This is a genomic window from Streptococcus sp. oral taxon 056 str. F0418, from assembly GCF_000220065.1.
Classification (GTDB): Bacteria; Bacillota; Bacilli; order Lactobacillales; family Streptococcaceae; genus Streptococcus.
The window spans coordinates 722,084-743,648 of sequence record NZ_AFQU01000001.1 but is presented as its reverse complement, the minus strand read 5'-3'; the positions used below and the strand labels follow the sequence as shown (position 1 = coordinate 743,648).

Sequence of the window (21,565 nt, the reverse complement as noted above, 5' to 3'; positions counted from 1 at the left end):
TAATTTTTTTATGTTAGAATATTAGATGTTATCAATTTGATGTTCAAATTATTTAACATTCAAATCTTTTAGAAATATGGAGTGAATATATGAGTTTTTCTACAGTTTTATATGAAGTGCTGGATGAGGTAGCAGTTCTTACGTTTAATCGACCAACTGTTTCGAATGGCTTCAATATCCCTATGTGTCTTGAAATTTTAGAAGCTTTTCAACTTGTTGCAAACGACGATGAAGTTAAAATATTATTGATCAAGGCTAATGGTAAAATTTTTTCTATTGGGGGCGATCTAGCGGAAATGCAACGTGCTGTTGATGCTGATGATATTCAATCATTGGTTAAAATTGCTGAATTAGTAAACGTTATTTCCTTTGAAATGAAAAAAATGCCTAAACCAGTAATCATGTGTGTGAATGGTCCAGTTGCTGGTGCTGCGGCTAATATGGTTGTTGCAGCAGATTTTTGTATAGCAAGTGATAAAGCACGCTTTATTCAAGCTTTTGTCGGAGTTGGTTTGGCTCCAGATGCGGGAGGACTTTATCTATTAACAAGAGCTATTGGGGTGACACGTGCAACTCATCTTGTGATGACGGGGGAAGCTTTGACTGCGGAAAAGGCTTTAGAGTATGGTATTTTGTATAGATTATGTGAATCAGACAAATTAGAGAAAACCACGGATCAATTGATTAAAAAATTGAAGCGTGGTTCAATGAACTCTTATAAGGCAATGAAAGAAATGATTTGGGAGAGCCAGTTTTCAGCATGGGAAGGTTATGCTAAGCTAGAATTACAGCTGCAAAAATCTTTAGCTTTCACTGAGGACTTCAAAGAGGGGGTTCGAGCATATTCAGAAAAACGTCGTCCTAATTTTAATGGGAAATAGTTATTTACGTCTTGTTATGAAAAAACTTCCATTTTCAAAAAATACTTGCAAAAAGAAATGAAGTTTGATATACTTTGATAGTCAAATGTTTTGATTGTTAAATTTTTTGGAAGGAGAACGGGTGATTGAATTACCAACTTGTAAATGATTATCTAACATCAATTTTTAATAATGTATTGGTGATTGAAGAATCTAGTCTGCGAAGTAGCCGCTTCAATGACGTCTCCATCAAAGAAATGCATACAATTGATGTTATTGGAGAAACACCTAATGCGACTCCAAGTGATATATCGAGGGAGTTGATGGTAACGTTAGGTACTGTCACAACCAGTTTGAATAATCTTGAGCGTAAAGGTTACGTGGAGAGAACGCGTTCTGATGTTGATCGACGTGTTGTCCACCTAAGTTTGACAAGGAATGGTCGACTTTTATACCGTTTGCATCGACGGTTTCATCATGCAATGCTAGATAAAATCATCGCTGGTATGAGTAGGGATGAAATCCAGGTTATGCAAAAGGGTCTTAAAAATTTATATCATTTTCTAGAGGACTTGAAATAATGAAGTATGCAAGAATTAGTCAAGTTGCTCATTATGCGCCTAGACAGGTTATTACAAATGACGATTTAGCTGAAATAATGGATACAAGTGATGAATGGATTTCTAGTAGGACAGGAATAAAAAAGCGCCATTTAGCTTATGATGAGTCAACGAGTGATTTGGCTACAAAAGTAGCAGAAAAATTGTTGACTAAAGCTGACTTGAGTGCTGATGAACTGGATTTTATCATTGTAGCAACTATTACTCCAGACTCACTTATGCCGTCTACAGCGGCAAGAGTGCAAGCAAATATTGGAGCTAAAAAAGCATTTGCTTTTGATATGACAGCAGCATGTAGTGGCTTTGTCTTTGCACTATCAATGGGAGAAAAACTAATAGCTTCAGGGACTTATCAAAAAGGTCTGATTATTGGTAGTGAGACTCTATCTAAAGTTGTTGATTGGACGGATAGAGGGACGGCCGTCTTGTTTGGTGATGGTGCCGGTGGAGTGTTGTTAGAGAGCGCTCAGATGCAGTATTTCTTAGCTGAAAAGCAAGGGACAGATGGTTCACGTGGTGAGAAGCTTACTTCAGGTTTTCTTGGTTTATCTTCGCCGTTTGCTCAAGAGACACCTGACCAGAAATATCTAGCAATGGACGGACGAGCAATTTTTGATTTTGCAATTAGAGATGTCGCTCAGTCAATTAGTGAAACGATAGAAGCTAGCCATCTTGAAGTAGAAGATATTGATTATTTTTTACTTCATCAAGCAAATGAGCGCATTTTGAACAAAATGGCGAAAAAATTAGGTGTTTCTAGGAATAAAATCCCAGCTAATATGATGGAATATGGAAATACTAGTGCTGCTAGCATACCGATTTTACTTTCGGAGTGCGTGGAGCAGGGGATTATTAACCTTAATGGAAATCAGACAATTTTATTGTCAGGTTTCGGAGGAGGTTTGACATGGGGAACACTTATTGTTACAATTTAGTTAATTATGTGGTGATCACATATTAAAAATATTTTTATTTTAAAGGAGTCTATCATGGCAGTATTTGAAAAAGTACAGGAAATTATTGTAGAGGAACTTGGTAAAGAACCATCAGAAGTAACACTTGAGTCAACTTTTGATGATCTTGAAGCAGATTCACTTGATTTGTTCCAAGTTATTTCAGAAATCGAAGATGCATTTGACATCCAAATCGAAACTGAAGAAGGATTGACAACAGTGGGTGATTTAGTTGCTTACGTTGAAGAAAAAACTAAATAATTTGAATAAATGGGGCTGAGGATACGTTCTCGCCCTCTTTTAGAAAGACGAATTTGAGGTGGCAGTCTTGGCTGTCTTTTATCCTATCTTGGTTTCTATAGAACATAACCATGAAAATGATAAAGATTCAATGCAGTTAAGAATGCTGGGGTGGAATGAAAATCGAGTTAGACTTTTTCGCCACTCCCTCTTGTTTAGGTAATAGTTTGACTGTCAAAGTATAAGATTTTTGAGAATCGAGCTATTACTTAAGCAATATTAAAAGGAAGGTATTATGCAAACACGAATTACAGAATTACTAAATATTAAATATCCTATTTTTCAAGGTGGTATGGCTTGGGTAGCTGATGGTGACTTAGCAGGAGCTGTTTCTAAAGCAGGAGGATTAGGAATTATCGGTGGAGGAAATGCTCCGAAAGAAGTGGTTAAAGCCAATATCGATAAAATCAAGTCATTGACAGATAAACCCTTTGGCGTGAATATCATGTTGTTATCACCGTTTGTAGACGATATTGTTGATTTGGTGATTGAAGAAGGCGTGAAAGTTGTGACGACTGGCGCAGGAAATCCAAGCCGTTATATGGCTCGTTTTCATGAGGCAGGAATTACAGTTATTCCAGTAGTGCCAAGTGTAGCGCTTGCGAAACGTATGGAAAAAATCGGAGCTGACGCAGTTATTGCTGAAGGTATGGAAGCTGGAGGACACATTGGTAAGTTAACAACGATGACCCTTGTTCGTCAAGTGGTTGAGGCAGTGAATATCCCAGTTATAGCAGCAGGTGGAATTGCTGATGGTGCAGGTGCAGCAGCTGGTTTCATGTTAGGAGCAGAGGCTGTTCAGTTGGGAACTCGCTTTGTAGTAGCTAAGGAATCAAATGCACACCAAAATTACAAAGATATGATTTTGAAGGCACGTGATATTGATACAACCATTTCTGCACAGCATTTTGGTCATGCCGTTCGTGCTTTGAAAAATAAATTGACACGTGATTTTGAAAAGGCTGAAAAAGCTGCTTTCAAACAGGAAGAGCCCGATTTGACTGTCTTTGAAAATCTTGGTGCAGGTGCATTAGCGAATGCAGTTATCCGAGGTGATGTGGAAAATGGTTCGGTCATGTCAGGACAAATTGCAGGTTTGGTTAGCAGGGAAGAAACTGTTGAAGAAATATTGAAGGATGTCTATTTTGGAGCTGCTGAAAAAATTCAGCAAGAAGCTAAACGCTGGGCAGGTGTAACTAGAAATGACTAAAAAAGCCTTTCTATTTGCTGGTCAGGGGGCACAGTACCTTGGTATGGGACGTGAACTATACGATCAGTATGATGTCGTGAAATCAACTTTTGAGGAAGCTAGTCAAATTTTAGGCTATGATGTGCGTGATTTGATTGACAGCGATGAAGAAAAATTGAATCAGACTCGCTATACACAGCCAGCAATTTTGACAACTTCTCTGGCCATTTATCGCTTGTTAATTCAAGAAGGGATCAAACCTGATATAGTAGCTGGCCTTTCTTTGGGAGAATATTCTGCTTTGGTGGCTTCTGGAGCCTTAGATTTTCAGAATGCCCTAGCTTTGGTTGCTAAGCGCGGAGCCTTTATGGAAGAAGCTGCTCCAGCAGGTTCTGGTAAAATGGTAGCAGTTCTAAATGCAGATTTGGACCTAATTGAGACAGCCTGTAAAGAAGCTAGTGCGCTTGGTGTGGTGTCTCCAGCTAATTATAATACTCCTAGTCAGATTGTGATTGGTGGTGAGGTTGAAGCAGTTGATAAAGCGGTAGAGCTTTTGCAAGAAGTAGGTGTAAAGAGATTGATTCCACTCAATGTATCAGGTCCTTTCCATACTGCTTTATTGAAGCCAGCTAGTGATTCATTAGCTGAAGTCTTAGAGGATGTTAACTTTTCTGATTTCAAAATACCTTTGGTAGGAAATACGGAAGCGAGTGTTATGCAAAAGGAACGAATTAAAGAGCTTTTGACTCGTCAGGTGATGGAGCCAGTTCGTTTCTATGACAGTATTGCTAGAATGCAAGAAGCTGGTGTAACGGAGTTTATTGAGATTGGTCCAGGAAAGGTTCTCTCTGGATTTGTTAAAAAAATTGATAAGTCTGCTACTATTTATCAAGTCGAAGATCAAGCTAGTTTGATGCAACTTCTGGAAAAATGAGGAAATAAAATGGAATTAAAAAATAAGAACGTACTAATTACGGGCTCTAGTCGAGGAATTGGTCTTGCAATTGCACATAAATTTGCCAGTCTTGGAGCGAATATTATTTTAAATGGCCGTGGTCAGGTTTCTGAAGAAGTTTTGGATGAATTTGCGAAATATCTCGTGAAGGTTCTTGCTGTTTCAGGAGATGTTTCAGATAGTGCTGATGCAAAGCGTATGGTAGAAGAAGCAACTACGGCTATGGGTTCAATTGATGTATTGGTTAATAATGCTGGAATTACTAAAGATAAGCTGATGCTGAAATTAACTGAGGAAGACTTTGAACAAGTGCTTAAGGTCAATTTGACAGGAGCATTTAACATGACGCAGGCTGTCTTGAAACCAATGACTAAGGCGCGTCAGGGTGCGATTATCAATATGTCTAGTGTAGTTGGCTTGACAGGAAATATTGGGCAGGCGAATTATGCAGCATCAAAAGCAGGCTTAATTGGTTTTTCTAAATCAGTAGCTCGAGAGGTTGCTGCTCGAAATATTCGTGTTAATGTCATTGCACCAGGTTTTATCGAATCTGATATGACGGATGGTTTGCCAGACAAAATTAAAGAAGCATCTCTGGCTCAAATACCAATGAAACGCTTTGGGAATACAGAAGAAGTTGCAGAAGTTGCAGTTTTTCTTGCTAGTCAAGAATATGTAACAGGTCAAGTGATTGCTATCGATGGTGGCTTGACTATGCAATAAAGCTGAGATAATTCAGTAGCAAATTTGGGAAATAAGAAATCGAGAGTGCAAACAATGAGATCATGTGTTTCTTATTTCTTAATATAAAAAGGAGTTCTAAATGAAACTAAATCGTGTTGTAGTAACTGGTTATGGCTTAACTTCCCCAATAGGGAATACGCCAGAAGAATTCTGGACTAGCCTTAAAGAAGGAAAAATTGGGATTGGTCCAATTACTAAATTTGATCATAGTGAATTTGCTGTTCATAATGCTGCGGAAGTGCAGGATTTCCCTTTTGATAAATATTTCATTAAAAAAGATACCAATCGTTTTGACAACTACTCGCTTTATGCCCTCTATGCTGCGCAAGAAGCAGTTAACCAAGCAAATTTAGATGTAGATGCGATTGATAAAGACCGTTTTGGAGTCATCGTTGCTTCTGGTATTGGTGGTATTAAAGAAATTGAAGAGCAGGTGATTCGTCTACATGAAAAAGGTCCAAAACGTGTGAAACCAATGACCCTTCCAAAAGCACTGCCAAATATGGCTTCAGGAAATGTTGCTATGCGTTTTGGAGCAAATGGTATTTGTAAATCCATTAATACAGCCTGTGCTTCATCAAATGATGCTATTGGAGATGCTTTCCGTTCGATCAAATTTGGTTTCCAAGATGTGATGTTAGTCGGTGGTTCTGAAGCTTCTATTACGCCATTTGCGATCGCTGGTTTCCAGGCTTTGACAGCTTTGTCCACAACAGAAGATCCAACTCGTGCTTCTATTCCATTTGATAAAGACAGGAATGGTTTTGTTATGGGAGAAGGTTCGGGTATGTTAGTACTTGAAAGCCTTGAACATGCAGAAAAACGTGGCGCAACAATTCTCGCAGAAATTGTTGGTTATGGAAATACTTGCGATGCTTACCATATGACCTCTCCTCATCCAGAAGGTCAAGGAGCGATTAAGGCAATTAAATTAGCATTAGAAGAAGCTGAGATTACACCTGCGGATGTAGCTTATGTCAATGCTCATGGAACTTCTACCCCAGCCAATGAAAAAGGAGAAAGCGGCGCGATTGTGGCTGTTTTAGGCAAAAATGTACCTGTTTCTTCTACTAAATCTTTTACAGGTCATTTGCTTGGAGCGGCTGGAGCAGTTGAAGCAATTGCGACTATTGAAGCAATGCGTCATAGCTTCGTACCAAAAACTGCTGGAACTCAAGAATTGTCAGACTATATTGAAGCCAATGTCATTTTTGGGCAAGGTGAGGAGCGAGAAATTCCTTATGCTATTTCTAATACATTTGGGTTCGGCGGTCATAATGCTGTTCTTGCTTTTAAGCGTTGGGAGGCATAATATCTCATGAATATCAATGAAATTAAAGACTTGATGGCACAGTTTGACCAATCAAGTTTGCGGGAATTTTCATATAAAAATCAACAAGATGAACTGACATTCAGTAAAAACGAAGGAAGAATTGTACCTCAAGAGGTTAATGCAAGTCCTCTTCCTACAGCTACACCAGAAGCTCCAATTGCTCCAGCTCCTCAGGCTGAAGTAGTTGTTGAACAGCAAGAAGTGATTGCTGAAGCAACACCTGCACCAATCGCGGCTGAAGGTGATGTCGTGGAAAGTCCTTTGGTTGGAGTAGCCTATTTAGCAGCCGGACCAGATAAACCTGCTTTTGTGAACGTAGGTGACCAAGTGAAAAAAGGGCAAACCTTGATGATTATCGAAGCGATGAAAGTCATGAATGAAGTACCTGCTCCTAAAGATGGTATTATCACGGAAGTTTTAGTTCAAAATGAAGAAATGGTTGAATTTGGGAAAGGTCTGGTACGCATTAAATGATCGATATCAATGCAATAAAAGAGGCGCTTCCGCATCGTTATCCAATGTTGTTGGTGGATCGTGTATTAGAAGTTAGCGAAGATGAGATTGTTGCTTTAAAAAATGTGACAATTAATGAACCATTCTTTAACGGACATTTTCCACAGTATCCAGTCATGCCAGGTGTTTTGATTATGGAAGCTTTGGCTCAGACTGCGGGGGTATTGGAATTATCTAAAGAAGAAAACAAAGGCAAATTAGTCTTTTATGCGGGAATGGATAAGGTCAAATTCAAGAAACAAGTTGTTCCAGGTGATCAGCTTATCATGACTGCTAAATTTGTGAAACGTCGTGGTACTATTGCGGTTGTCGAAGCAAAAGCAGAAGTAGATGGGAAACTTGCAGCCAGTGGTACCTTGACATTTGCTATTGGTCAATAAGAAAGGGATATTTCACCATGTTTCGTAAAATATTGATTGCTAACCGTGGGGAAATTGCGGTCAGAATTATTCGTGCGGCTCGTGAATTAGGGATTGCGACAGTGGCGGTCTATTCAACAGCTGATAAAGAAGCTCTACATACATTGTTGGCAGATGAAGCAGTTTGTATTGGGCCTGCTAAGTCTACTGATTCCTATCTTAATATGAATGCTGTGCTTTCTGCAGCTGTCTTGACAGAGGCTGAAGCTATTCATCCTGGTTTCGGATTTCTAAGTGAAAATTCTAAGTTCGCTACTATGTGCGAGGAAGTTGGAGTGAAATTCATTGGTCCGTCAGGTTCTGTTATGGACTTGATGGGTGATAAGATTAATGCTCGTGCTCAGATGATTAAGGCTAATGTTCCGGTTATTCCAGGATCTGATGGGGAAGTTTTTACTGCTGAAGAGGCTTTGGAAATTGCTGAAAAAATTGGCTATCCTGTTATGCTAAAAGCTTCTGCCGGAGGTGGCGGAAAGGGCATCCGTAAAGTTGAAAAAGCCGAGGACCTTGTAGCAGCTTTTGAGTCCGCTTCTAGTGAGGCCAAAGCCGCTTTTGGGAATGGTGCTATGTATATGGAGCGCGTGATTTATCCTGCTCGTCATATTGAGGTGCAGATTTTGGCGGATCAGCATGGACATGTCGTCCATCTGGGAGAGCGTGACTGTTCGCTCCAGCGTAATAACCAAAAGGTCTTAGAAGAAGCTCCATCAGTAGCTATCGGAAAGACTCTCCGTCAAAAGATTGGAGATGCAGCTGTACGAGCCGCTCAGTCAGTCGGCTATGAAAATGCTGGAACAATTGAGTTTCTCTATGATGAAAATAAAGGTGAATTCTACTTTATGGAAATGAACACTCGTGTTCAAGTAGAACATCCTGTAACAGAATTTGTGACTGCCGTAGATATTGTTAAGGAACAGATTCGCATTGCTGATGGTCAAGAACTCTCATTCGTTCAGGATGATATTGAAATTCGCGGCCATGCTATTGAATGTCGCATTAATGCTGAAAATCCTGCCTTCAACTTTGCACCGAGTCCTGGGAAGATTTCAAATTTACATCTACCTAGTGGAGGTGTGGGGCTGCGTGTTGATTCGGCAGTTTATCCGGGCTATACGATTCCTCCATACTATGACAGTATGATTGCTAAAATTATCGTTCATGGTGATAATCGCTTTGATGCATTGATGAAAATGCAAAGAGCTCTTTATGAGCTGGAAATCGATGGAGTATTAACAAATAGTGAGTTTCAGTTAGATTTAATTTCTGATTCTCAAGTGATTGCGGGAGATTATGATACAGCTTTTCTGATGGAAAAATTTCTTCCCGCTTATCAAGAAAGATTAAAAAAAGATAATTGACATCCTTTGGTGAGGGCAGATGAGAGCAAGCTGGAACCGAGGAAAACTGCAGTGATAAAGGAGTAAATGATGGCCTTATTTTCCAAAAAGGATAAATACATCCGGATCAATCCTAATCGTTCGTCTCGAGACCTGCCTCAACAAAAACCAGAGGTGCCAGATGAGCTTTTTTCAAAGTGCCCGGGATGTAAACATACCATTTACCAAAAAGATTTAGGGAGTGAGCGTGTATGTCCGAATTGTGATTATACCTTCCGTATTACAGCTTTGGAACGTTTGGACTTAATTGTAGATGAGGACAGTTTTACTGAGCTGTTCACAGGCATTGAATCAGAAGATCCGCTTAATTTTCCAGGCTATATGGACAAACTGGCTCTTACGCGTGAGAAAACTGGTCTGGATGAAGCTGTATTAACAGGAACAGCATTGATCAAGGGGCAAAAAACTGCTTTAGGCATTATGGATTCAAACTTTATCATGGCTTCCATGGGAAGTGTGGTTGGAGAAAAGATTACTCGTTTGTTCGAATATGCAACGGAGCATCATTTGCCAGTGGTTTTATTTACTGCTTCGGGCGGAGCACGAATGCAAGAAGGAATTATTAGCCTGATGCAGATGGCTAAAATCTCAGCTGCAGTACAGAGACATTCCAAAGCAGGTTTGTTTTACTTAACTATTTTGACAGATCCGACGACAGGTGGTGTGACCGCTTCGTTTGCTATGGAAGGTGATATTATTCTCGCAGAACCCCAAAGTTTGGTTGGTTTTGCCGGGCGACGTGTGATTGAGTCAACGGTACGAGAAAATTTACCAGATGACTTTCAAAAAGCTGAATTCCTTCTGGAACACGGTTTTGTAGATGCAATTGTAAAGCGAGCAAAATTACGTGATAAAATTGCTACACTTTTGAAATTTCATGGAGGTCAGCGATGACAAAGATTACTCGAATTGTAAGAGAAGCGAGAGATCAGACGAGACTGACAGCTCTGGACTATGCTAAAGCTTTATTGGACGATTTTATACAGTTACATGGAGATCGTTCTTTTCGTGATGATGGTGCTGTAATTGGTGGTATTGGCAGCTTAGATGGTCGTCCCATAACTGTCGTTGGTATTCAAAAGGGAAAGAATCTTCAGGATAACTTGAGACGAAATTTTGGGCAACCTCATCCAGAAGGCTATCGAAAAGCTTTACGCTTGATGAAACAGGCTGAAAAATTTGGTCGACCGATTGTGACTTTTATTAACACAGCTGGAGCTTATCCAGGCGTAGGAGCTGAAGAGCGAGGGCAAGGTGAAGCTATTGCTCGAAACCTCATGGAAATGAGTGATCTTAAGGTTCCAATAATTGCTATTATTATCGGAGAAGGAGGCTCAGGCGGTGCCTTGGCACTGGCAGTAGCAAACCGGGTATGGATGCTGGAGAATTCTATTTATGCTGTCTTGAGTCCGGAAGGTTTTGCTTCTATCTTGTGGAAAGATGGTAGCCGAGCTATGGAGGCGGCTGAGCTGATGAAAATTACTTCGCACGAGCTTTTGGAAATGGATGTAGTTGATAAAGTTATTACGGAAGCTGGATTGAGTAATCAAGACTTAATTGCTTCTATCAAGCAAGAGCTAGTAACTGAATTAGAAGAACTTTCTAAGTTGAGTGTAGATGAGTTGATTGAACAGCGTTATCAACGTTTCAGAAAATATTGAGTAAAGTCCGCAAGAAGAACTTGTGGACTTTACTAATCATGACTAGGATAAATGATAATAGAATAGAAAGAAATGAGAAAATTTTCTAAGTACTTCCAAATATCTTTTGTATCAAAGAGATATGTGGTATACTAAAATAGTAAGAAAGAGGAGGAATGAATGGAAAAGAATCGTTTATATATCGTTATTGCTTCGGTAGTTGCATTTATAGGAATTTTTTTGCCTTGGGGGAATGTGAGTTTAGGAGCTTTTGGTGGACTTAATATATCTGGTGTACAAGGTGATGGATGGATCATTGCTATCCTAGCTGGTGGAGTAGTTGCCTTAGTTACTCTAAAAGACCGTACACAAGCGTTAGCAAAGAGTAATGCTACGGGAGTAGCTGTTCTTGGTGTATTGCAAACTATTATTTCGGTGTATAGTATGTTTACTATTGGACGCATAAGTATGGATTTTGGTTATGGATTTGGTGTTTCTCTAGGCTTTGGCTTAATCGTGAATCTTTTGGCAGGAATTGCAACAGTAGTTTTAGGATTAATGGCATTATCCGGTGGTAAAATTTCAAAAGCTACTCTGACAGATGCAGCCGAAGTAAGCAAAGAATTTGCTCAGACTGTAGGCCGTATAACTTCTGCAACGGTTAAATCTGCCGTGAATGAAGTCAAAAAAGAAACGGAAAAGAAAAAAGAATCAGCTTCAACAGTTTCATCTAAAGATGCGGAGCAACTTGAAGGAAACGAAGTAGAACCTAAGAAAGTTGATGAAGTAGAGTCAGTTGAAACTCCAACGGAAGGATTTGCTGAAGAAACGTCAGAAATATCATCTTCTAATAAAGTGGATACAGATGAAAAGTAAGTAGTATAAAAATAAGTCGCTTGTGATGGGCGACTTATTTTTTTATCTTTCAGAAAATAATAAAACCACTAGCTTGGCTAGTGGCTAAGGATTAAGATGGTTTGATGACTTCTATGCCACCCATGTAAGGACGTAGTACCTCTGGAATAGTCACAGAACCATCTTCATTTTGGTAATTTTCCAAGATAGCTGCTACGGTGCGTCCGACAGCCAGTCCAGAACCGTTGAGAGTATGAAGGAGTTTGACCTTGCCATCTGCTTCGTCACGGTAGCGGATTTGAGCTCGACGAGCTTGGAAATCTTCAGTGTTAGAGCAACTAGAGATTTCACGGTAGGTATTCTGAGCAGGGATCCAAACTTCCAAGTCGTAGGTCTTAGCAGCAGAGAAGCCCATATCTCCAGTACAAAGCGCTACAACGCGGTAAGGCAGATTCAGTTTTTGCAGGATATTTTCAGCGTTGGCAGTCATTTTTTCTAATTCTTCGTAAGATTCTTCTGGCTTGGCAAACTTCACCATTTCAACCTTGTGGAATTGGTGCAGACGGATGAGACCACGCGTGTCACGACCAGCAGAACCAGCTTCAGAGCGGAATGATGGACTCATGGCTGTGAAGTAGATCGGTAGGTCATTGCCGTCAAGAATTTCATCACGATAGTAGTTAGTTAGTGGTACTTCGGCTGTCGGAATCAGTACAAAATTGGTGTCAGTTAGCTCAAAAGTATCTTCCTTAAACTTAGGATACTGTCCAGTACCAAACATGGAATCGTGGTTGACCATGTAGGGAGTGATGACCTCCGTATAGCCTTCTTTGGCATGCTCATCCAGCATGAAGTTGTAGATAGCACGCTCGAGTCTTGCTCCCAAACCCTTGTAAAATAGGAAACGAGCACCAGTAACTTTTGCTCCACGCTCCCAGTCTAGAATATCTAAATCTTCACCCAAATCCCAGTGAGCTTTAGCTTCAAAGTCAAATTGGCGCGGTGTCCCCCAGCGACGAACTTCGACATTTTCGTCTTCATCTGCTCCGACAGGAACACTTTCGTGTGGGATATTAGGCAGAGTGGTAGTAAATTCAGTCAACTTAGCGTCTAGCTCAGCCAAGGTTGCATCTAAATTCTTGACTTCAGCAGAGAGTTTCTGCATGGCAGCAATCTTGTCATCGGCATTTTCTTTGTTGCGTTTAGCCTGGGCAATTTCAGCAGAGACAGTATTGCGCTCTGCCTTGAGAGTTTCAACTTTAACTAGAATATCGCGGCGTTCTTCGTCGATAGCTTTCATTTGGCTAAGTACAGTTGTATCAACGCCACGAGTAGCTAATTTCTTAACGACAGTATCAAAGTCTGTACGGATGCGTTTTAAATCTAACATAGATACCTCCAAAAAATAAAAGGCACTTTATGAAACTGTTGGAGTGGCAGAGCCACGGTTCCATCCAACTTCACAAAAGTGCACTTGATTGATGATTCAATTTTATTCTAACGGTAGAATTTCCTATTTTCTCCCTATCTGCTCACAGCAACCGCAGACTTTCTGAAAAAGTATCCAATAGTACTTATCCGTTTTCTAGATTATACTAGAAAATTTATTTTTTGCAAATAGATTTTGGAAAAATTTACTAATTGTTTGTAAGAGTGTTGGTAGTTTGACTACTTTTTCATTTCCAAGGTGTTCGCGAGCAATTTTAAGAATCTTTCCAGTATCTTTTGAAGCAAAAAGAAATTTACCTTGATCAGTAAAAACTTCAAAGTGACGACCGATTTTCTTGCCTGAAACATTGGCACCGATAACCGTAATGGTATTCCAGGGGAGCTGAATATAGTCCTCTACATTAGCATCAGCATAAAACTCTAGCGCTGTCTCGCCGATTAAAAATTTCCCAACCTTTCCGCCTAATCCAAGATAGGAAACACCAGTGGTATTAAACTCAACAGTTTTGTTTTGTGATTGCGCCATAATTGCTCCTTCAAAGTAAATCTCTATCTATTATACCACAAGAAAAAGAAGGCCGAAACCTTCTTTTTGTAATTACATGATCTTGAAGAAGTGGGCAACGATACCAACTGCAAAGAGTGCGAGGATGATAACGATTGGAGACACTTTCTTCTTCAATAAGTACATACAAAGGAGTGTAAGCAACAATCCAGAAAGTCCAGGAATGAGCATATCCAAGTTTTGTTGGAAACTTGTAACCTTTTCAGGCGTTTGAGATAAGCCTTGACCTACTTGAGCAAAAGCTTCTTGAATACCTTTGTAGCCGTCAGACAATTTATCCCAGTGGATATAAGCTTTTTCATCTAGTTGAACTTTAGAAACATCAAAAGCAAATTTGATATTTACCCAACGTTGCACCAAGACCGCAAGGATGAACATACCAAGGATAGAAGCTCCTTTTGTAATGTCTTGGAGGATACCGCCTGACATGTCTTTGGTGATTTCAGAACCTGCTTTGTAACCCAATTCTTGAGTATACCACAAGAAGGCCATACGAATTGCATTCCAAAGAACAAAGAAAAGAAGTGGGCCAAGGATATTTCCTGTCAAGGCAAGAGAAGCACCAAGAGCTCCAAGGATAGGACGAACAGTGAACCAGAATACTGGGTCTCCGATACCAGCGAGAGGTCCCATCATACCGATCTTAACCCCTTGAATAGCTGCATCATCGATTGATGCACCGTTTGCTTTTTCTTCTTCAAGTGCAAGTGTTACACCAAGAATAGGAGCTGCGACATATGGGTGAGTATTGAAGAATTCCAAGTGACGCTCAAGAGCTGCTGCTTGGTCTTCTTTTTTAGTATACAATCTTTTAATTGCTGGGATTAGTGAATAAGCCCAACCCAAGTTTTGCATCCGTTCATAGTTCCAAGAACCTTGTAAGAAAGTAGAACGCCACCAAACTTTTTGGCGATCTGATTTTGTTAATTGCAGTTTTTCAGTCATGATTCGTTTCTCCTTTCTTAGTAGTCCTCTAAAATATCGCCGATTGGATCGTTAGATGAAGCGACTGCTCCTCCACCGTTTCCACCTTTTTTAGATAGGTTCAAGTAGATAAGTGCTAATGCGACACCAATTGCACCAAAACCAATCAAAGTGATATCTGAAACAGCTGCTAAGACAAAACCAATCGCAAAGAATGGCCATACTTCACGGGTAGCCATCATATTGATAACCATTGCATAACCAACGGCAACAACCATGCCACCACCGATAGCCATACCATCTTTCAACCAGTCTGGCATAGCATTAAGAGCAGCTTGCACAGACTCAGTTGGAACCATCAATAGAAGAGCTGCTGGGATTGCAATACGAAGACCTTGCATAAGAAGGGCGATAAAGTGAGCGCGTTCAACGCCTTTGATGTCACCTTTTTTAGCAGCAGCATCTGCAGCGTGAACCAAACCAACTGAAAGCGTACGGACAATCATAGTAAGGAAAAGACCAGCAACGGCAAGCGGAATAGCAACGGTTTGTGCTACACCGATTCCTGTTTTTGAGAAATCTCCACCAAGAACCATGATGATAGCAGCAGCTACTGATGCAAGAGCAGCATCTGGAGCTACGGCAGCACCGATATTTGCCCAGCCAAGAGCGATCAGTTGGAGTGAACCACCCAGAATAACACCGGCAGTTAAGTTACCTGTTACCAAACCAATCAAAGTACATGCAACAATTGGTTGGTGAAATTGAAATTGGTCTAAGATACCTTCAAGTCCTGCAAGGAAGGCAACAAAGACCACTAAAATCATAGAAATAATAGACATGATTTATAATAATCCTTTCATGAGATAGATGGATATGGAACGTCAAATATGATTGTAAGGACATAAGTGAAAGTTCCTTTACTGAGATAGCATATTTAACGAATGGTCCATATTAAATTTAACTAGTATGTTATTGAACGTTTGCCTTTTCAATTAAGTCAAACAAATCTTTTTTAGAGTCATTTGGTACTTTACGTACATCAAATTCAACACCAAGGTCACGCAATTTTTCGTAAGTAGCGACATCGTCTTTGTCCATTGATAAAACGTTGTTGACCATTGTTTTACCTGTTGAGTGAGCCATAGAACCTACATTGAGAGTCTTGATTGGCACGCCACCTTCAATAGCCCGAAGAGCGTCTTGTGGTGTTTCAAATAAAATCAAAGCGTGAGTATTACCAAAGCGTGGGTCTTTTGAAACAGCAATCAGTTTGTCGATAGGAACAACATTTGCTTTCACATTACCTGGTGCAGCTTGCTTGATTAATTCTTTTCGAAGTTCGTCATTAGCTACTGAGTCAGAAGCTACGATAATACGGTCAGCCTTAGAATCTGGAGTCCATGCAGTTGCGACTTGTCCATGTAGCAAGCGGGTATCGATACGAGCAAGATTGATTTTAAGCTTGCCATCACCAATGACAGTACCTTCTGGAATAGCAGCTTGAGCAGCTTCGGCTACGGGAGCACTTGCGACTTCTTCAGCAGGATTTAACTCTTCAGGAAGTGCTTTTACCCCATCTTTTGCTTCTTTGATGATGTTAGCAGCAACGGCATCTACACCAGCAGAAGCATCCATCATTCTTTCTGTATATGCTTGAATCAACATAGGTAGATTCAAACCTGTAATAATAGCGAACTTACGATCTGGATTTTCACCCATTACACGGCTAGCTTGGTTGAATGGAGAACCACTCCAAAGGTCAGCCAAGACTAAGACTTCATCGTCCGCATCAAACTGTGCCACAGCGTTATTGAATTTGGCATACAAATCATCAGGACCTTCATTTGGCATAAAAGTAACAACTTGTACTTTTTCTTGTTCGCCAAAAATCATAGAACCTGATTGATGAATGCCAGCAGCAAATTCACCATGGCTTGCAATAATGATTCCAATACTCATTATTGACATTCCCCCTTATTAAAATGTTTGACTAAACTTTAAGAAAAGTTTAAGACTATTTTATTATAAAACGTTTTCATAAAAAAGGCAAGACATTGATTTCAAAAAAAATCAAATTCGCTCATACGGGGGGATAAGGAAAAATGTTGATATGATTATGTTTTTTATGTAAAAGCCGATAACAATCGATAAAAAAGCAACCAATTTTATAAAAGCAAGGTTAATATATGAATGATAATGAGAGAAAATGGTAGATTCGATACAATAAAGAAACGCAAACGATGCTCAAAGAGATTGTGATGAATCTGGGAAACAGTGCGCATAATTTTAGCTCTTAAAGAAAATTTAACTTTGAAAAGTGGAGAAGATTTGGTATAATAAAAAAAGTGTAATAAACTTAATAGGAGATATAGATTATGGATTTAACACTAGCGATTTTATTGATTGTTCTTGCTTTTGCAGGTGGGATGTTTGCGGGAATGTATATTCTTCGTAAGCAAGTAGAGAAGGAATTTGCAGAAAATCCTCGTTTAAATGTAGAAGCTGTTCGCACATTGCTTGGAGCAAATGGTCAGCGACCAAGTGAGGCAAAAGTTCAACAAGTATATCGTCAAATTATTGGCCAACAAAAAGCAGCATTAGCAAATAGCAAAAAGAAAAATAATTTCAGGATTATTTGATATATAAAAAGGGGGATTTGGGATGTAGGCCCGATCCCTTATTTTAGAAAGAAGATTCTATGGATAATCGACCGATTGGTTTTTTGGATTCAGGGGTGGGCGGTCTAACAGTCGTACGTGAATTAATGCGACAGCTCCCTTATGAAGAAGTCATTTATATCGGAGATTCGGCTCGAGCGCCTTATGGCCCAAGACCTGCGAAGCAAATTAGAGATTACACTTGGCAACTTGTGCATTTTCTTTTGACAAAAGATGTTAAAATGATTGTTATTGCTTGTAATACAGCAACAGCAGTAGTTTGGGAAGAGATTAAGAAAAAATTAGACATCCCCGTCTTGGGGGTGATCTTGCCAGGTGCTTCAGCTGCGATTAAGTCTACGAATACAGGTAATATAGGGGTTATTGGAACTCCTATGACAGTGACATCAGATATTTATCGTAAGAAAATCGAAGCATTATCTCCAGATATGACAGTGACTAGCCTAGCTTGTCCAAAGTTTGTTCCTTTGGTAGAATCAAATGAATTAAATTCTAGTATTACTAAAAAGGTTGTGTATGAAACCTTGTTTCCTTTAGCTGGCAAAGTAGATACCCTTGTCTTGGGCTGTACGCATTATCCTTTGCTTCGGCCCATTATTCAAAATGTTATGGGGCCGGGAGTTAAACTAATTGATAGTGGCGCAGAGTGTGTACGGGATATTTCTGTCCTTCTAAACTATTTTGAGATTAATCGTAGCCATAAGGAGCAAGGTATGACACATCGTTTTTACACAACGGCGAATGCCAAAAGTTTTGCAGAGATTGCGGAGCATTGGCTGGGACAGACAGTGAACGTGGAGCATGTAAGATTATGAATGAAAAAATATACGAATATAAGGATTCAACGGACTGGTACGTAGCAAAATGGGGTGACTTCAATGCTTTGGGGCAATTTTCTCAAGTGTCGGTTGAAGCAGGTACTATTTTCAAACAGTTGCAAGAATCCTTAAATGTAGAAGCCTCCGAATTCCCGTTGGAACTGAAAATATTACGGTATCAATCGGCCTATCGACTAGTGGTCTTTTTAGTGGACATCATTAATAAAGAACGTGAAAGAGAGCTCGAGCTAATTCAACGTCAAGGAGCGATACTAGTCGTCGAAAAAGGGCGCTTGTTATTTGTCCATTTACCTAATGGGGGAATTGAGCTATCGGAATTTTTGGGAGCAGAGGAAATAAAGGATACGCTATTAATTGCTACTAGAAATGAAGGTAAGACAAAAGAATTTCGTAAATTATTTGGGAAATTAGGCTATACAGTAGAAAACCTGAATGATTATCCAGAATTACCGGAAATTGAAGAGACGGGGGTGACTTTTGAAGAAAATGCTCGTCTCAAAGCAGAAACGATTAGCAAACTAACTGGTAAAATGGTTTTGGCAGATGACTCAGGTCTACAAGTGGATATTCTTGGAGGACTTCCTGGTGTTTGGTCTGCTCGTTTTGCTGGGGTAGATGCGACTGACACAGAGAACAATATCAAGCTTTTGCATGAGCTGGCAATGGTCTTTGAGTTGAAGGATCGTGCTGCACATTTCCACACAACACTTGTCGTAGCTAGCCCTGATAGGGATAGTCTAGTAGTAGAGGCTGATTGGCCTGGCTATATTAATTTTGAGCCCAAAGGCGAAAATGGTTTTGGATATGATCCCTTATTTTTGGTTGGTGAAACAGGTAAAACATCTGCTGAACTGACTATAGAAGAGAAAAATGAACAATCACATCGTGCAAAAGCGGTGAAAAAATTAATGGAGGTATTTCCAGCATGGCAAAGCAAACCATCATTGTCATGAGTGATTCTCATGGTGATCGAGCAATTGTGGAAGACATCAAAAATCATTATTTGGGGAAGGTAGATGCGATTTTTCACAATGGTGATTCAGAATTAAAAAGTGATGACCCTGTTTGGGATGGTATTCAAGTTGTTGGTGGGAATATGGACTTTTATGGGGGGTATCCTGAACGACTAGTAACCGATCTAAATGGTCTCCGTGTTGTGCAGGCACATGGTCATTTGTTTCATATTAATTTTTCATTCCAGAAGCTTGATTTGTGGGCGCAGGAAGAAAATGCGGATATTTGCCTTTATGGTCACCTGCATATTCCAGATGCTTGGATGGAAGGAAGAACTCTTTTTTTGAATCCAGGTTCTATTAGCCAACCCCGTGGTTTAGTGACGGAGCGTCTATATGCAAAGATAGAGGTCGAGAATGATTATTTTAGAGTAGATTATTATAATCGAAATCATGACTTGTATCCAAGTTTGTCAAAGGAGTTTGCTAGATGATTGCCAAAGAATTTGAAGACTACCTTTTGAAACATGAGGGAACTCTTTTGACACCTGCTTCGAATTTGGCGGTATTAGTGGATACACATAATGTTGACCATGCTATGTTACTTTTGAGTCAGATGACCTATTCTCGGATTCCAGTAGTGACTGATGAGAAAAAGTTTGTAGGTACGATTTCTTTGACAGATATTTTGGCCTATCGAATGCGACACGAACTTCCAGAAGAGAAATTCATGGCAACAGATATTGTTCATATGACAAAGACGGATGGTCAGACTCTTGGATTGGCTTATACAATTTCGGATGTTTTGCATAAATTGGTGGACGAATCCTTTCTGCCAGTAGTAGGAGAAGATCAGCATTTTTATGGTATTATCACGAGAAAATCGATTCTTAAAGCAATGAACGCACTGTTACATGACTTTTCTAGTCATTATGAAATGAAGCTCAAATGAAATCAGCGATTGAACAGTTTTTACAACAAAAAAATCTATCAGAAAATTCAAAAGCAGCCTATACTTATGATTTGGAACAGTTTCTCGATCAGGTAGGAACTATTACAGATACAAATTTACGATTTTATCAGTCATCTTTGCAGTCCTTGAAGCTCTCAGCTCAAAAGAGGAAGTTATCAGCTGTGAATCAATTTTTGCTCTTTCTTTATGAGCAGAACCAATTAGAACGTTATTACAAACTAGCGGTTCCGAAAGATACGCAAGTCGTATCATCTGAGAGTACCCTTCTTGATTTGACTGTATTATGGCAGGAAAGTCAGGTGCCTAATGGGCGTTTAATAGCGTTGTTGATTCTGGAGACAGGACTTCTTCCGAGTGAGTTGTTGGCTATAAAGAGAAAAGATATTCAACTAGAATTTCAGATTATGAGTGTTGAGAAAGCTGGTCAACGGCGAATTATTCAGCTTTCTTCAGCTATCGTAGATGAGTTGAGAAAATATCCTTCAGAGACTTACTTGTTTGAGAAAAAGGGAAACCTTATTCTAGGCAATGGGCTTTTCGACAACTAGAAGCTTTTTTACATGAAAAAGGACAAGCAAGCTTATCTGCTCAGTCATTGAGAGAACAGTATATCTTACGTCAGTTGAAGGCGAATCGCAGTTTACATGATATAGCTCGAGATTTAGGACTAAAAGGTATCACTACATTGGAAAAATATAGATAATGGATATAAAAATTAAAGATTTTGAAGGGCCTTTGGATTTATTACTCCATTTGGTTTCTAAATATCAAGTGGACATTTATGATGTTCCCATTACAGAAGTTATTGAGCAATATTTAGCCTATGTCGCAACTCTTCAGGCTATGCGCTTGGAAGTCGCGGGAGAGTATATGGTCATGGCTAGTCAATTAATGCTGATCAAAAGCCGTAAGTTGCTTCCGAAAGTATCAGATAACCCAGAGTTGGAAGAAGATTTAGAGCAGGATTTGCTAAATCAGATTGAGGAATACCGAAAATTCAAGCTTTTGGGAGAAAAAATGGCTGAAAAGCATGAGGAACGAGCGCTCTACTATTCCAAGCCAAAGATTGAGCTGGTTTATGAAGATGCAGAATTAGTCCATGATCGCTCCACGATTGATTTATTTTTTGCCTTTTCAGGACTGCTGGCAAAAAAAGAGAAGAATTTACACATAATCATACAACGATTGTTAAAGACGAATATAAAATCGAGGACATGATGGATGTGGTGCGTGATCGATGTAAAGACTGTGCGAAACTCTCCTTGCAGGAATTATTTGCAGAAACGAAAGATATGAATGAAGTCATCACGCTTTTTTTAGCGACGTTGGAATTAGTCAAAGTGCAAGAAATTCAACTCCTTCAGGAAGAAAATTTTGGGAATATCTATCTAATTAGGAAGTAA

The 21,565-nt window shown here is 39.6% G+C and carries 24 protein-coding genes and 2 pseudogenes; 21 read left to right on the top strand and 5 right to left on the bottom strand.

Going from position 1 to position 21,565, the window contains the following annotated elements:
• The first annotated feature begins 89 nt into the window (after positions 1 to 89).
• The 14 genes from HMPREF9182_RS03695 to HMPREF9182_RS03630 all read left to right on the top strand — a co-directional run bounded on the left by HMPREF9182_RS03695 (position 90) and on the right by HMPREF9182_RS03630 (position 11,799).
• Positions 90 to 881 carry an enoyl-CoA hydratase gene (locus tag HMPREF9182_RS03695; protein ID WP_009754422.1) on the top strand — a complete coding sequence of 264 codons (792 nt, stop codon included), beginning with the start codon at positions 90 to 92 and terminating at the stop codon, positions 879 to 881.
• Positions 882 to 1,006: 125 nt separating this feature from the next.
• On the top strand, positions 1,007 to 1,441 hold the full coding sequence (gene fabT / locus HMPREF9182_RS03690; RefSeq protein WP_009754934.1) for a fatty acid biosynthesis transcriptional regulator FabT: 435 nt from the start codon (positions 1,007 to 1,009) through the stop codon (positions 1,439 to 1,441).
• Entirely contained in the window at positions 1,441 to 2,415 is a 975-nt protein-coding gene (locus HMPREF9182_RS03685) for a beta-ketoacyl-ACP synthase III (RefSeq protein WP_009443973.1), read from the top strand. Before fabT ends, HMPREF9182_RS03685 begins: the two co-directional genes overlap by 1 nt.
• Before the next feature lie 54 nt (positions 2,416 to 2,469).
• Positions 2,470 to 2,694: an acyl carrier protein gene (locus HMPREF9182_RS03680; protein WP_009754783.1), complete on the top strand. Its 225-nt coding sequence runs from the start codon at positions 2,470 to 2,472 to the stop codon at positions 2,692 to 2,694.
• A gap of 274 nt (positions 2,695 to 2,968) precedes the next feature.
• Complete coding sequence (fabK, locus tag HMPREF9182_RS03675) at positions 2,969 to 3,943, top strand: enoyl-[acyl-carrier-protein] reductase FabK (RefSeq protein WP_009443874.1); 975 nt, start codon at positions 2,969 to 2,971, stop codon at positions 3,941 to 3,943.
• Positions 3,936 to 4,856: an ACP S-malonyltransferase gene (fabD, locus tag HMPREF9182_RS03670; protein ID WP_009754420.1), complete on the top strand. Its 921-nt coding sequence runs from the start codon at positions 3,936 to 3,938 to the stop codon at positions 4,854 to 4,856. The genes fabK and fabD overlap by 8 nt, the downstream gene beginning before the upstream one ends.
• Positions 4,857 to 4,865: 9 nt before the next feature.
• Complete coding sequence (fabG, locus tag HMPREF9182_RS03665; RefSeq protein WP_009443415.1) at positions 4,866 to 5,600, top strand: 3-oxoacyl-[acyl-carrier-protein] reductase; 735 nt, start codon at positions 4,866 to 4,868, stop codon at positions 5,598 to 5,600.
• Between the two features lie 100 nt (positions 5,601 to 5,700).
• The gene (fabF, locus tag HMPREF9182_RS03660; protein ID WP_009754597.1) at positions 5,701 to 6,933 is read left to right on the top strand and encodes a beta-ketoacyl-ACP synthase II; all 1,233 of its coding nucleotides are present in this window, start codon (positions 5,701 to 5,703) and stop codon (positions 6,931 to 6,933) included.
• 6 nt (positions 6,934 to 6,939) lie between these two features.
• On the top strand, positions 6,940 to 7,428 hold the full coding sequence (gene accB / locus HMPREF9182_RS03655; RefSeq protein ID WP_009754869.1) for an acetyl-CoA carboxylase biotin carboxyl carrier protein: 489 nt from the start codon (positions 6,940 to 6,942) through the stop codon (positions 7,426 to 7,428).
• Entirely contained in the window at positions 7,425 to 7,847 is a 423-nt protein-coding gene (gene fabZ, locus HMPREF9182_RS03650; protein ID WP_008809611.1) for a 3-hydroxyacyl-ACP dehydratase FabZ, read from the top strand. Before accB ends, fabZ begins: the two co-directional genes overlap by 4 nt.
• A gap of 17 nt (positions 7,848 to 7,864) precedes the next feature.
• Positions 7,865 to 9,244 carry an acetyl-CoA carboxylase biotin carboxylase subunit gene (accC, locus tag HMPREF9182_RS03645; RefSeq protein WP_009755121.1) on the top strand — a complete coding sequence of 460 codons (1,380 nt, stop codon included), beginning with the start codon at positions 7,865 to 7,867 and terminating at the stop codon, positions 9,242 to 9,244.
• A gap of 69 nt (positions 9,245 to 9,313) precedes the next feature.
• Complete coding sequence (gene accD, locus HMPREF9182_RS03640; protein ID WP_009443116.1) at positions 9,314 to 10,177, top strand: acetyl-CoA carboxylase, carboxyltransferase subunit beta; 864 nt, start codon at positions 9,314 to 9,316, stop codon at positions 10,175 to 10,177.
• Complete coding sequence (locus HMPREF9182_RS03635; RefSeq protein WP_009754374.1) at positions 10,174 to 10,944, top strand: acetyl-CoA carboxylase carboxyl transferase subunit alpha; 771 nt, start codon at positions 10,174 to 10,176, stop codon at positions 10,942 to 10,944. Before accD ends, HMPREF9182_RS03635 begins: the two co-directional genes overlap by 4 nt.
• Positions 10,945 to 11,103: 159 nt before the next feature.
• Entirely contained in the window at positions 11,104 to 11,799 is a 696-nt protein-coding gene (locus HMPREF9182_RS03630) for a hypothetical protein (protein WP_009443373.1), read from the top strand.
• Between the two features lie 91 nt (positions 11,800 to 11,890).
• Here HMPREF9182_RS03630 and serS read toward each other — a convergent pair whose 3' ends face one another.
• The 5 genes from serS to HMPREF9182_RS03605 form a co-directional block, all read right to left on the bottom strand.
• Positions 11,891 to 13,168: a serine--tRNA ligase gene (gene serS, locus HMPREF9182_RS03625; protein WP_009754499.1), complete on the bottom strand. Its 1,278-nt coding sequence runs from the start codon at positions 13,166 to 13,168 to the stop codon at positions 11,891 to 11,893.
• Between the two features lie 195 nt (positions 13,169 to 13,363).
• Positions 13,364 to 13,753 (bottom strand): DUF956 family protein, encoded by a 390-nt coding sequence (locus tag HMPREF9182_RS03620; protein WP_037602660.1) that lies wholly within the window; start codon positions 13,751 to 13,753, stop codon positions 13,364 to 13,366.
• Between the two features lie 72 nt (positions 13,754 to 13,825).
• Positions 13,826 to 14,737, bottom strand: a complete 912-nt coding sequence (locus HMPREF9182_RS03615) for a PTS system mannose/fructose/sorbose family transporter subunit IID (RefSeq protein ID WP_009443477.1) — start codon at positions 14,735 to 14,737, stop codon at positions 13,826 to 13,828.
• 17 nt (positions 14,738 to 14,754) lie between these two features.
• A complete protein-coding gene (locus HMPREF9182_RS03610) occupies positions 14,755 to 15,558 on the bottom strand; it encodes a PTS mannose/fructose/sorbose transporter subunit IIC (protein ID WP_009754278.1) in 804 nt (267 codons plus the stop codon).
• A 130-nt stretch (positions 15,559 to 15,688) separates the two neighbouring features.
• Positions 15,689 to 16,678, bottom strand: coding sequence for a PTS sugar transporter subunit IIB (locus HMPREF9182_RS03605; protein ID WP_009443256.1), 990 nt, complete (start codon positions 16,676 to 16,678; stop codon positions 15,689 to 15,691).
• Positions 16,679 to 17,094: 416 nt separating this feature from the next.
• On the opposite strand from HMPREF9182_RS03605, the gene HMPREF9182_RS03600 reads away from it, so the two are divergent.
• The 7 genes and pseudogenes from HMPREF9182_RS03600 (at position 17,095) to HMPREF9182_RS03570 (ending at position 21,565) form a co-directional block, all read left to right on the top strand.
• On the top strand, positions 17,095 to 17,358 hold the full coding sequence (locus HMPREF9182_RS03600) for a YneF family protein (protein ID WP_009443198.1): 264 nt from the start codon (positions 17,095 to 17,097) through the stop codon (positions 17,356 to 17,358).
• A gap of 59 nt (positions 17,359 to 17,417) precedes the next feature.
• Positions 17,418 to 18,212, top strand: coding sequence for a glutamate racemase (gene racE / locus HMPREF9182_RS03595; protein ID WP_009755013.1), 795 nt, complete (start codon positions 17,418 to 17,420; stop codon positions 18,210 to 18,212).
• On the top strand, positions 18,209 to 19,189 hold the full coding sequence (locus tag HMPREF9182_RS03590) for a nucleoside-triphosphate diphosphatase (RefSeq protein ID WP_009444016.1): 981 nt from the start codon (positions 18,209 to 18,211) through the stop codon (positions 19,187 to 19,189). The genes racE and HMPREF9182_RS03590 overlap by 4 nt, the downstream gene beginning before the upstream one ends.
• Entirely contained in the window at positions 19,162 to 19,683 is a 522-nt protein-coding gene (locus HMPREF9182_RS03585) for a metallophosphoesterase (RefSeq protein ID WP_009443450.1), read from the top strand. The genes HMPREF9182_RS03590 and HMPREF9182_RS03585 overlap by 28 nt, the downstream gene beginning before the upstream one ends.
• On the top strand, positions 19,680 to 20,141 hold the full coding sequence (gene cbpB / locus HMPREF9182_RS03580) for a cyclic-di-AMP-binding protein CbpB (protein ID WP_009443752.1): 462 nt from the start codon (positions 19,680 to 19,682) through the stop codon (positions 20,139 to 20,141). Before HMPREF9182_RS03585 ends, cbpB begins: the two co-directional genes overlap by 4 nt.
• Positions 20,138 to 20,865: pseudogene (xerD, locus tag HMPREF9182_RS03575) on the top strand (site-specific tyrosine recombinase XerD). Before cbpB ends, xerD begins: the two are co-directional and overlap by 4 nt.
• Positions 20,865 to 21,565: pseudogene (locus HMPREF9182_RS03570) on the top strand (segregation/condensation protein A). The pseudogenes xerD and HMPREF9182_RS03570 overlap by 1 nt, the downstream one beginning before the upstream one ends.

Excerpts from the sequence above, each read along its gene's own strand:
- HMPREF9182_RS03695 (WP_009754422.1), top strand. The coding sequence starts at position 90 with ATGAGTTTTTCTACAGTTTTATATGAAGTGCTGGATGAGGTAGCAGTT.
- HMPREF9182_RS03685 (WP_009443973.1), top strand. The coding sequence starts at position 1,441 with ATGAAGTATGCAAGAATTAGTCAAGTTGCTCATTATGCGCCTAGACAG.
- HMPREF9182_RS03680 (WP_009754783.1), top strand. The coding sequence starts at position 2,470 with ATGGCAGTATTTGAAAAAGTACAGGAAATTATTGTAGAGGAACTTGGT.
- fabK (WP_009443874.1), top strand. The coding sequence starts at position 2,969 with ATGCAAACACGAATTACAGAATTACTAAATATTAAATATCCTATTTTT.
- fabD (WP_009754420.1), top strand. The coding sequence starts at position 3,936 with ATGACTAAAAAAGCCTTTCTATTTGCTGGTCAGGGGGCACAGTACCTT.
- fabG (WP_009443415.1), top strand. The coding sequence starts at position 4,866 with ATGGAATTAAAAAATAAGAACGTACTAATTACGGGCTCTAGTCGAGGA.
- fabF (WP_009754597.1), top strand. The coding sequence starts at position 5,701 with ATGAAACTAAATCGTGTTGTAGTAACTGGTTATGGCTTAACTTCCCCA.
- accB (WP_009754869.1), top strand. The coding sequence starts at position 6,940 with ATGAATATCAATGAAATTAAAGACTTGATGGCACAGTTTGACCAATCA.
- fabZ (WP_008809611.1), top strand. The coding sequence starts at position 7,425 with ATGATCGATATCAATGCAATAAAAGAGGCGCTTCCGCATCGTTATCCA.
- accC (WP_009755121.1), top strand. The coding sequence starts at position 7,865 with ATGTTTCGTAAAATATTGATTGCTAACCGTGGGGAAATTGCGGTCAGA.
- accD (WP_009443116.1), top strand. The coding sequence starts at position 9,314 with ATGGCCTTATTTTCCAAAAAGGATAAATACATCCGGATCAATCCTAAT.
- HMPREF9182_RS03635 (WP_009754374.1), top strand. The coding sequence starts at position 10,174 with ATGACAAAGATTACTCGAATTGTAAGAGAAGCGAGAGATCAGACGAGA.
- HMPREF9182_RS03630 (WP_009443373.1), top strand. The coding sequence starts at position 11,104 with ATGGAAAAGAATCGTTTATATATCGTTATTGCTTCGGTAGTTGCATTT.
- serS (WP_009754499.1), bottom strand. The coding sequence starts at position 13,168 with ATGTTAGATTTAAAACGCATCCGTACAGACTTTGATACTGTCGTTAAG.
- HMPREF9182_RS03620 (WP_037602660.1), bottom strand. The coding sequence starts at position 13,753 with ATGGCGCAATCACAAAACAAAACTGTTGAGTTTAATACCACTGGTGTT.
- HMPREF9182_RS03615 (WP_009443477.1), bottom strand. The coding sequence starts at position 14,737 with ATGACTGAAAAACTGCAATTAACAAAATCAGATCGCCAAAAAGTTTGG.
- HMPREF9182_RS03610 (WP_009754278.1), bottom strand. The coding sequence starts at position 15,558 with ATGTCTATTATTTCTATGATTTTAGTGGTCTTTGTTGCCTTCCTTGCA.
- HMPREF9182_RS03605 (WP_009443256.1), bottom strand. The coding sequence starts at position 16,678 with ATGAGTATTGGAATCATTATTGCAAGCCATGGTGAATTTGCTGCTGGC.
- HMPREF9182_RS03600 (WP_009443198.1), top strand. The coding sequence starts at position 17,095 with ATGGATTTAACACTAGCGATTTTATTGATTGTTCTTGCTTTTGCAGGT.
- racE (WP_009755013.1), top strand. The coding sequence starts at position 17,418 with ATGGATAATCGACCGATTGGTTTTTTGGATTCAGGGGTGGGCGGTCTA.
- HMPREF9182_RS03590 (WP_009444016.1), top strand. The coding sequence starts at position 18,209 with ATGAATGAAAAAATATACGAATATAAGGATTCAACGGACTGGTACGTA.
- HMPREF9182_RS03585 (WP_009443450.1), top strand. The coding sequence starts at position 19,162 with ATGGCAAAGCAAACCATCATTGTCATGAGTGATTCTCATGGTGATCGA.
- cbpB (WP_009443752.1), top strand. The coding sequence starts at position 19,680 with ATGATTGCCAAAGAATTTGAAGACTACCTTTTGAAACATGAGGGAACT.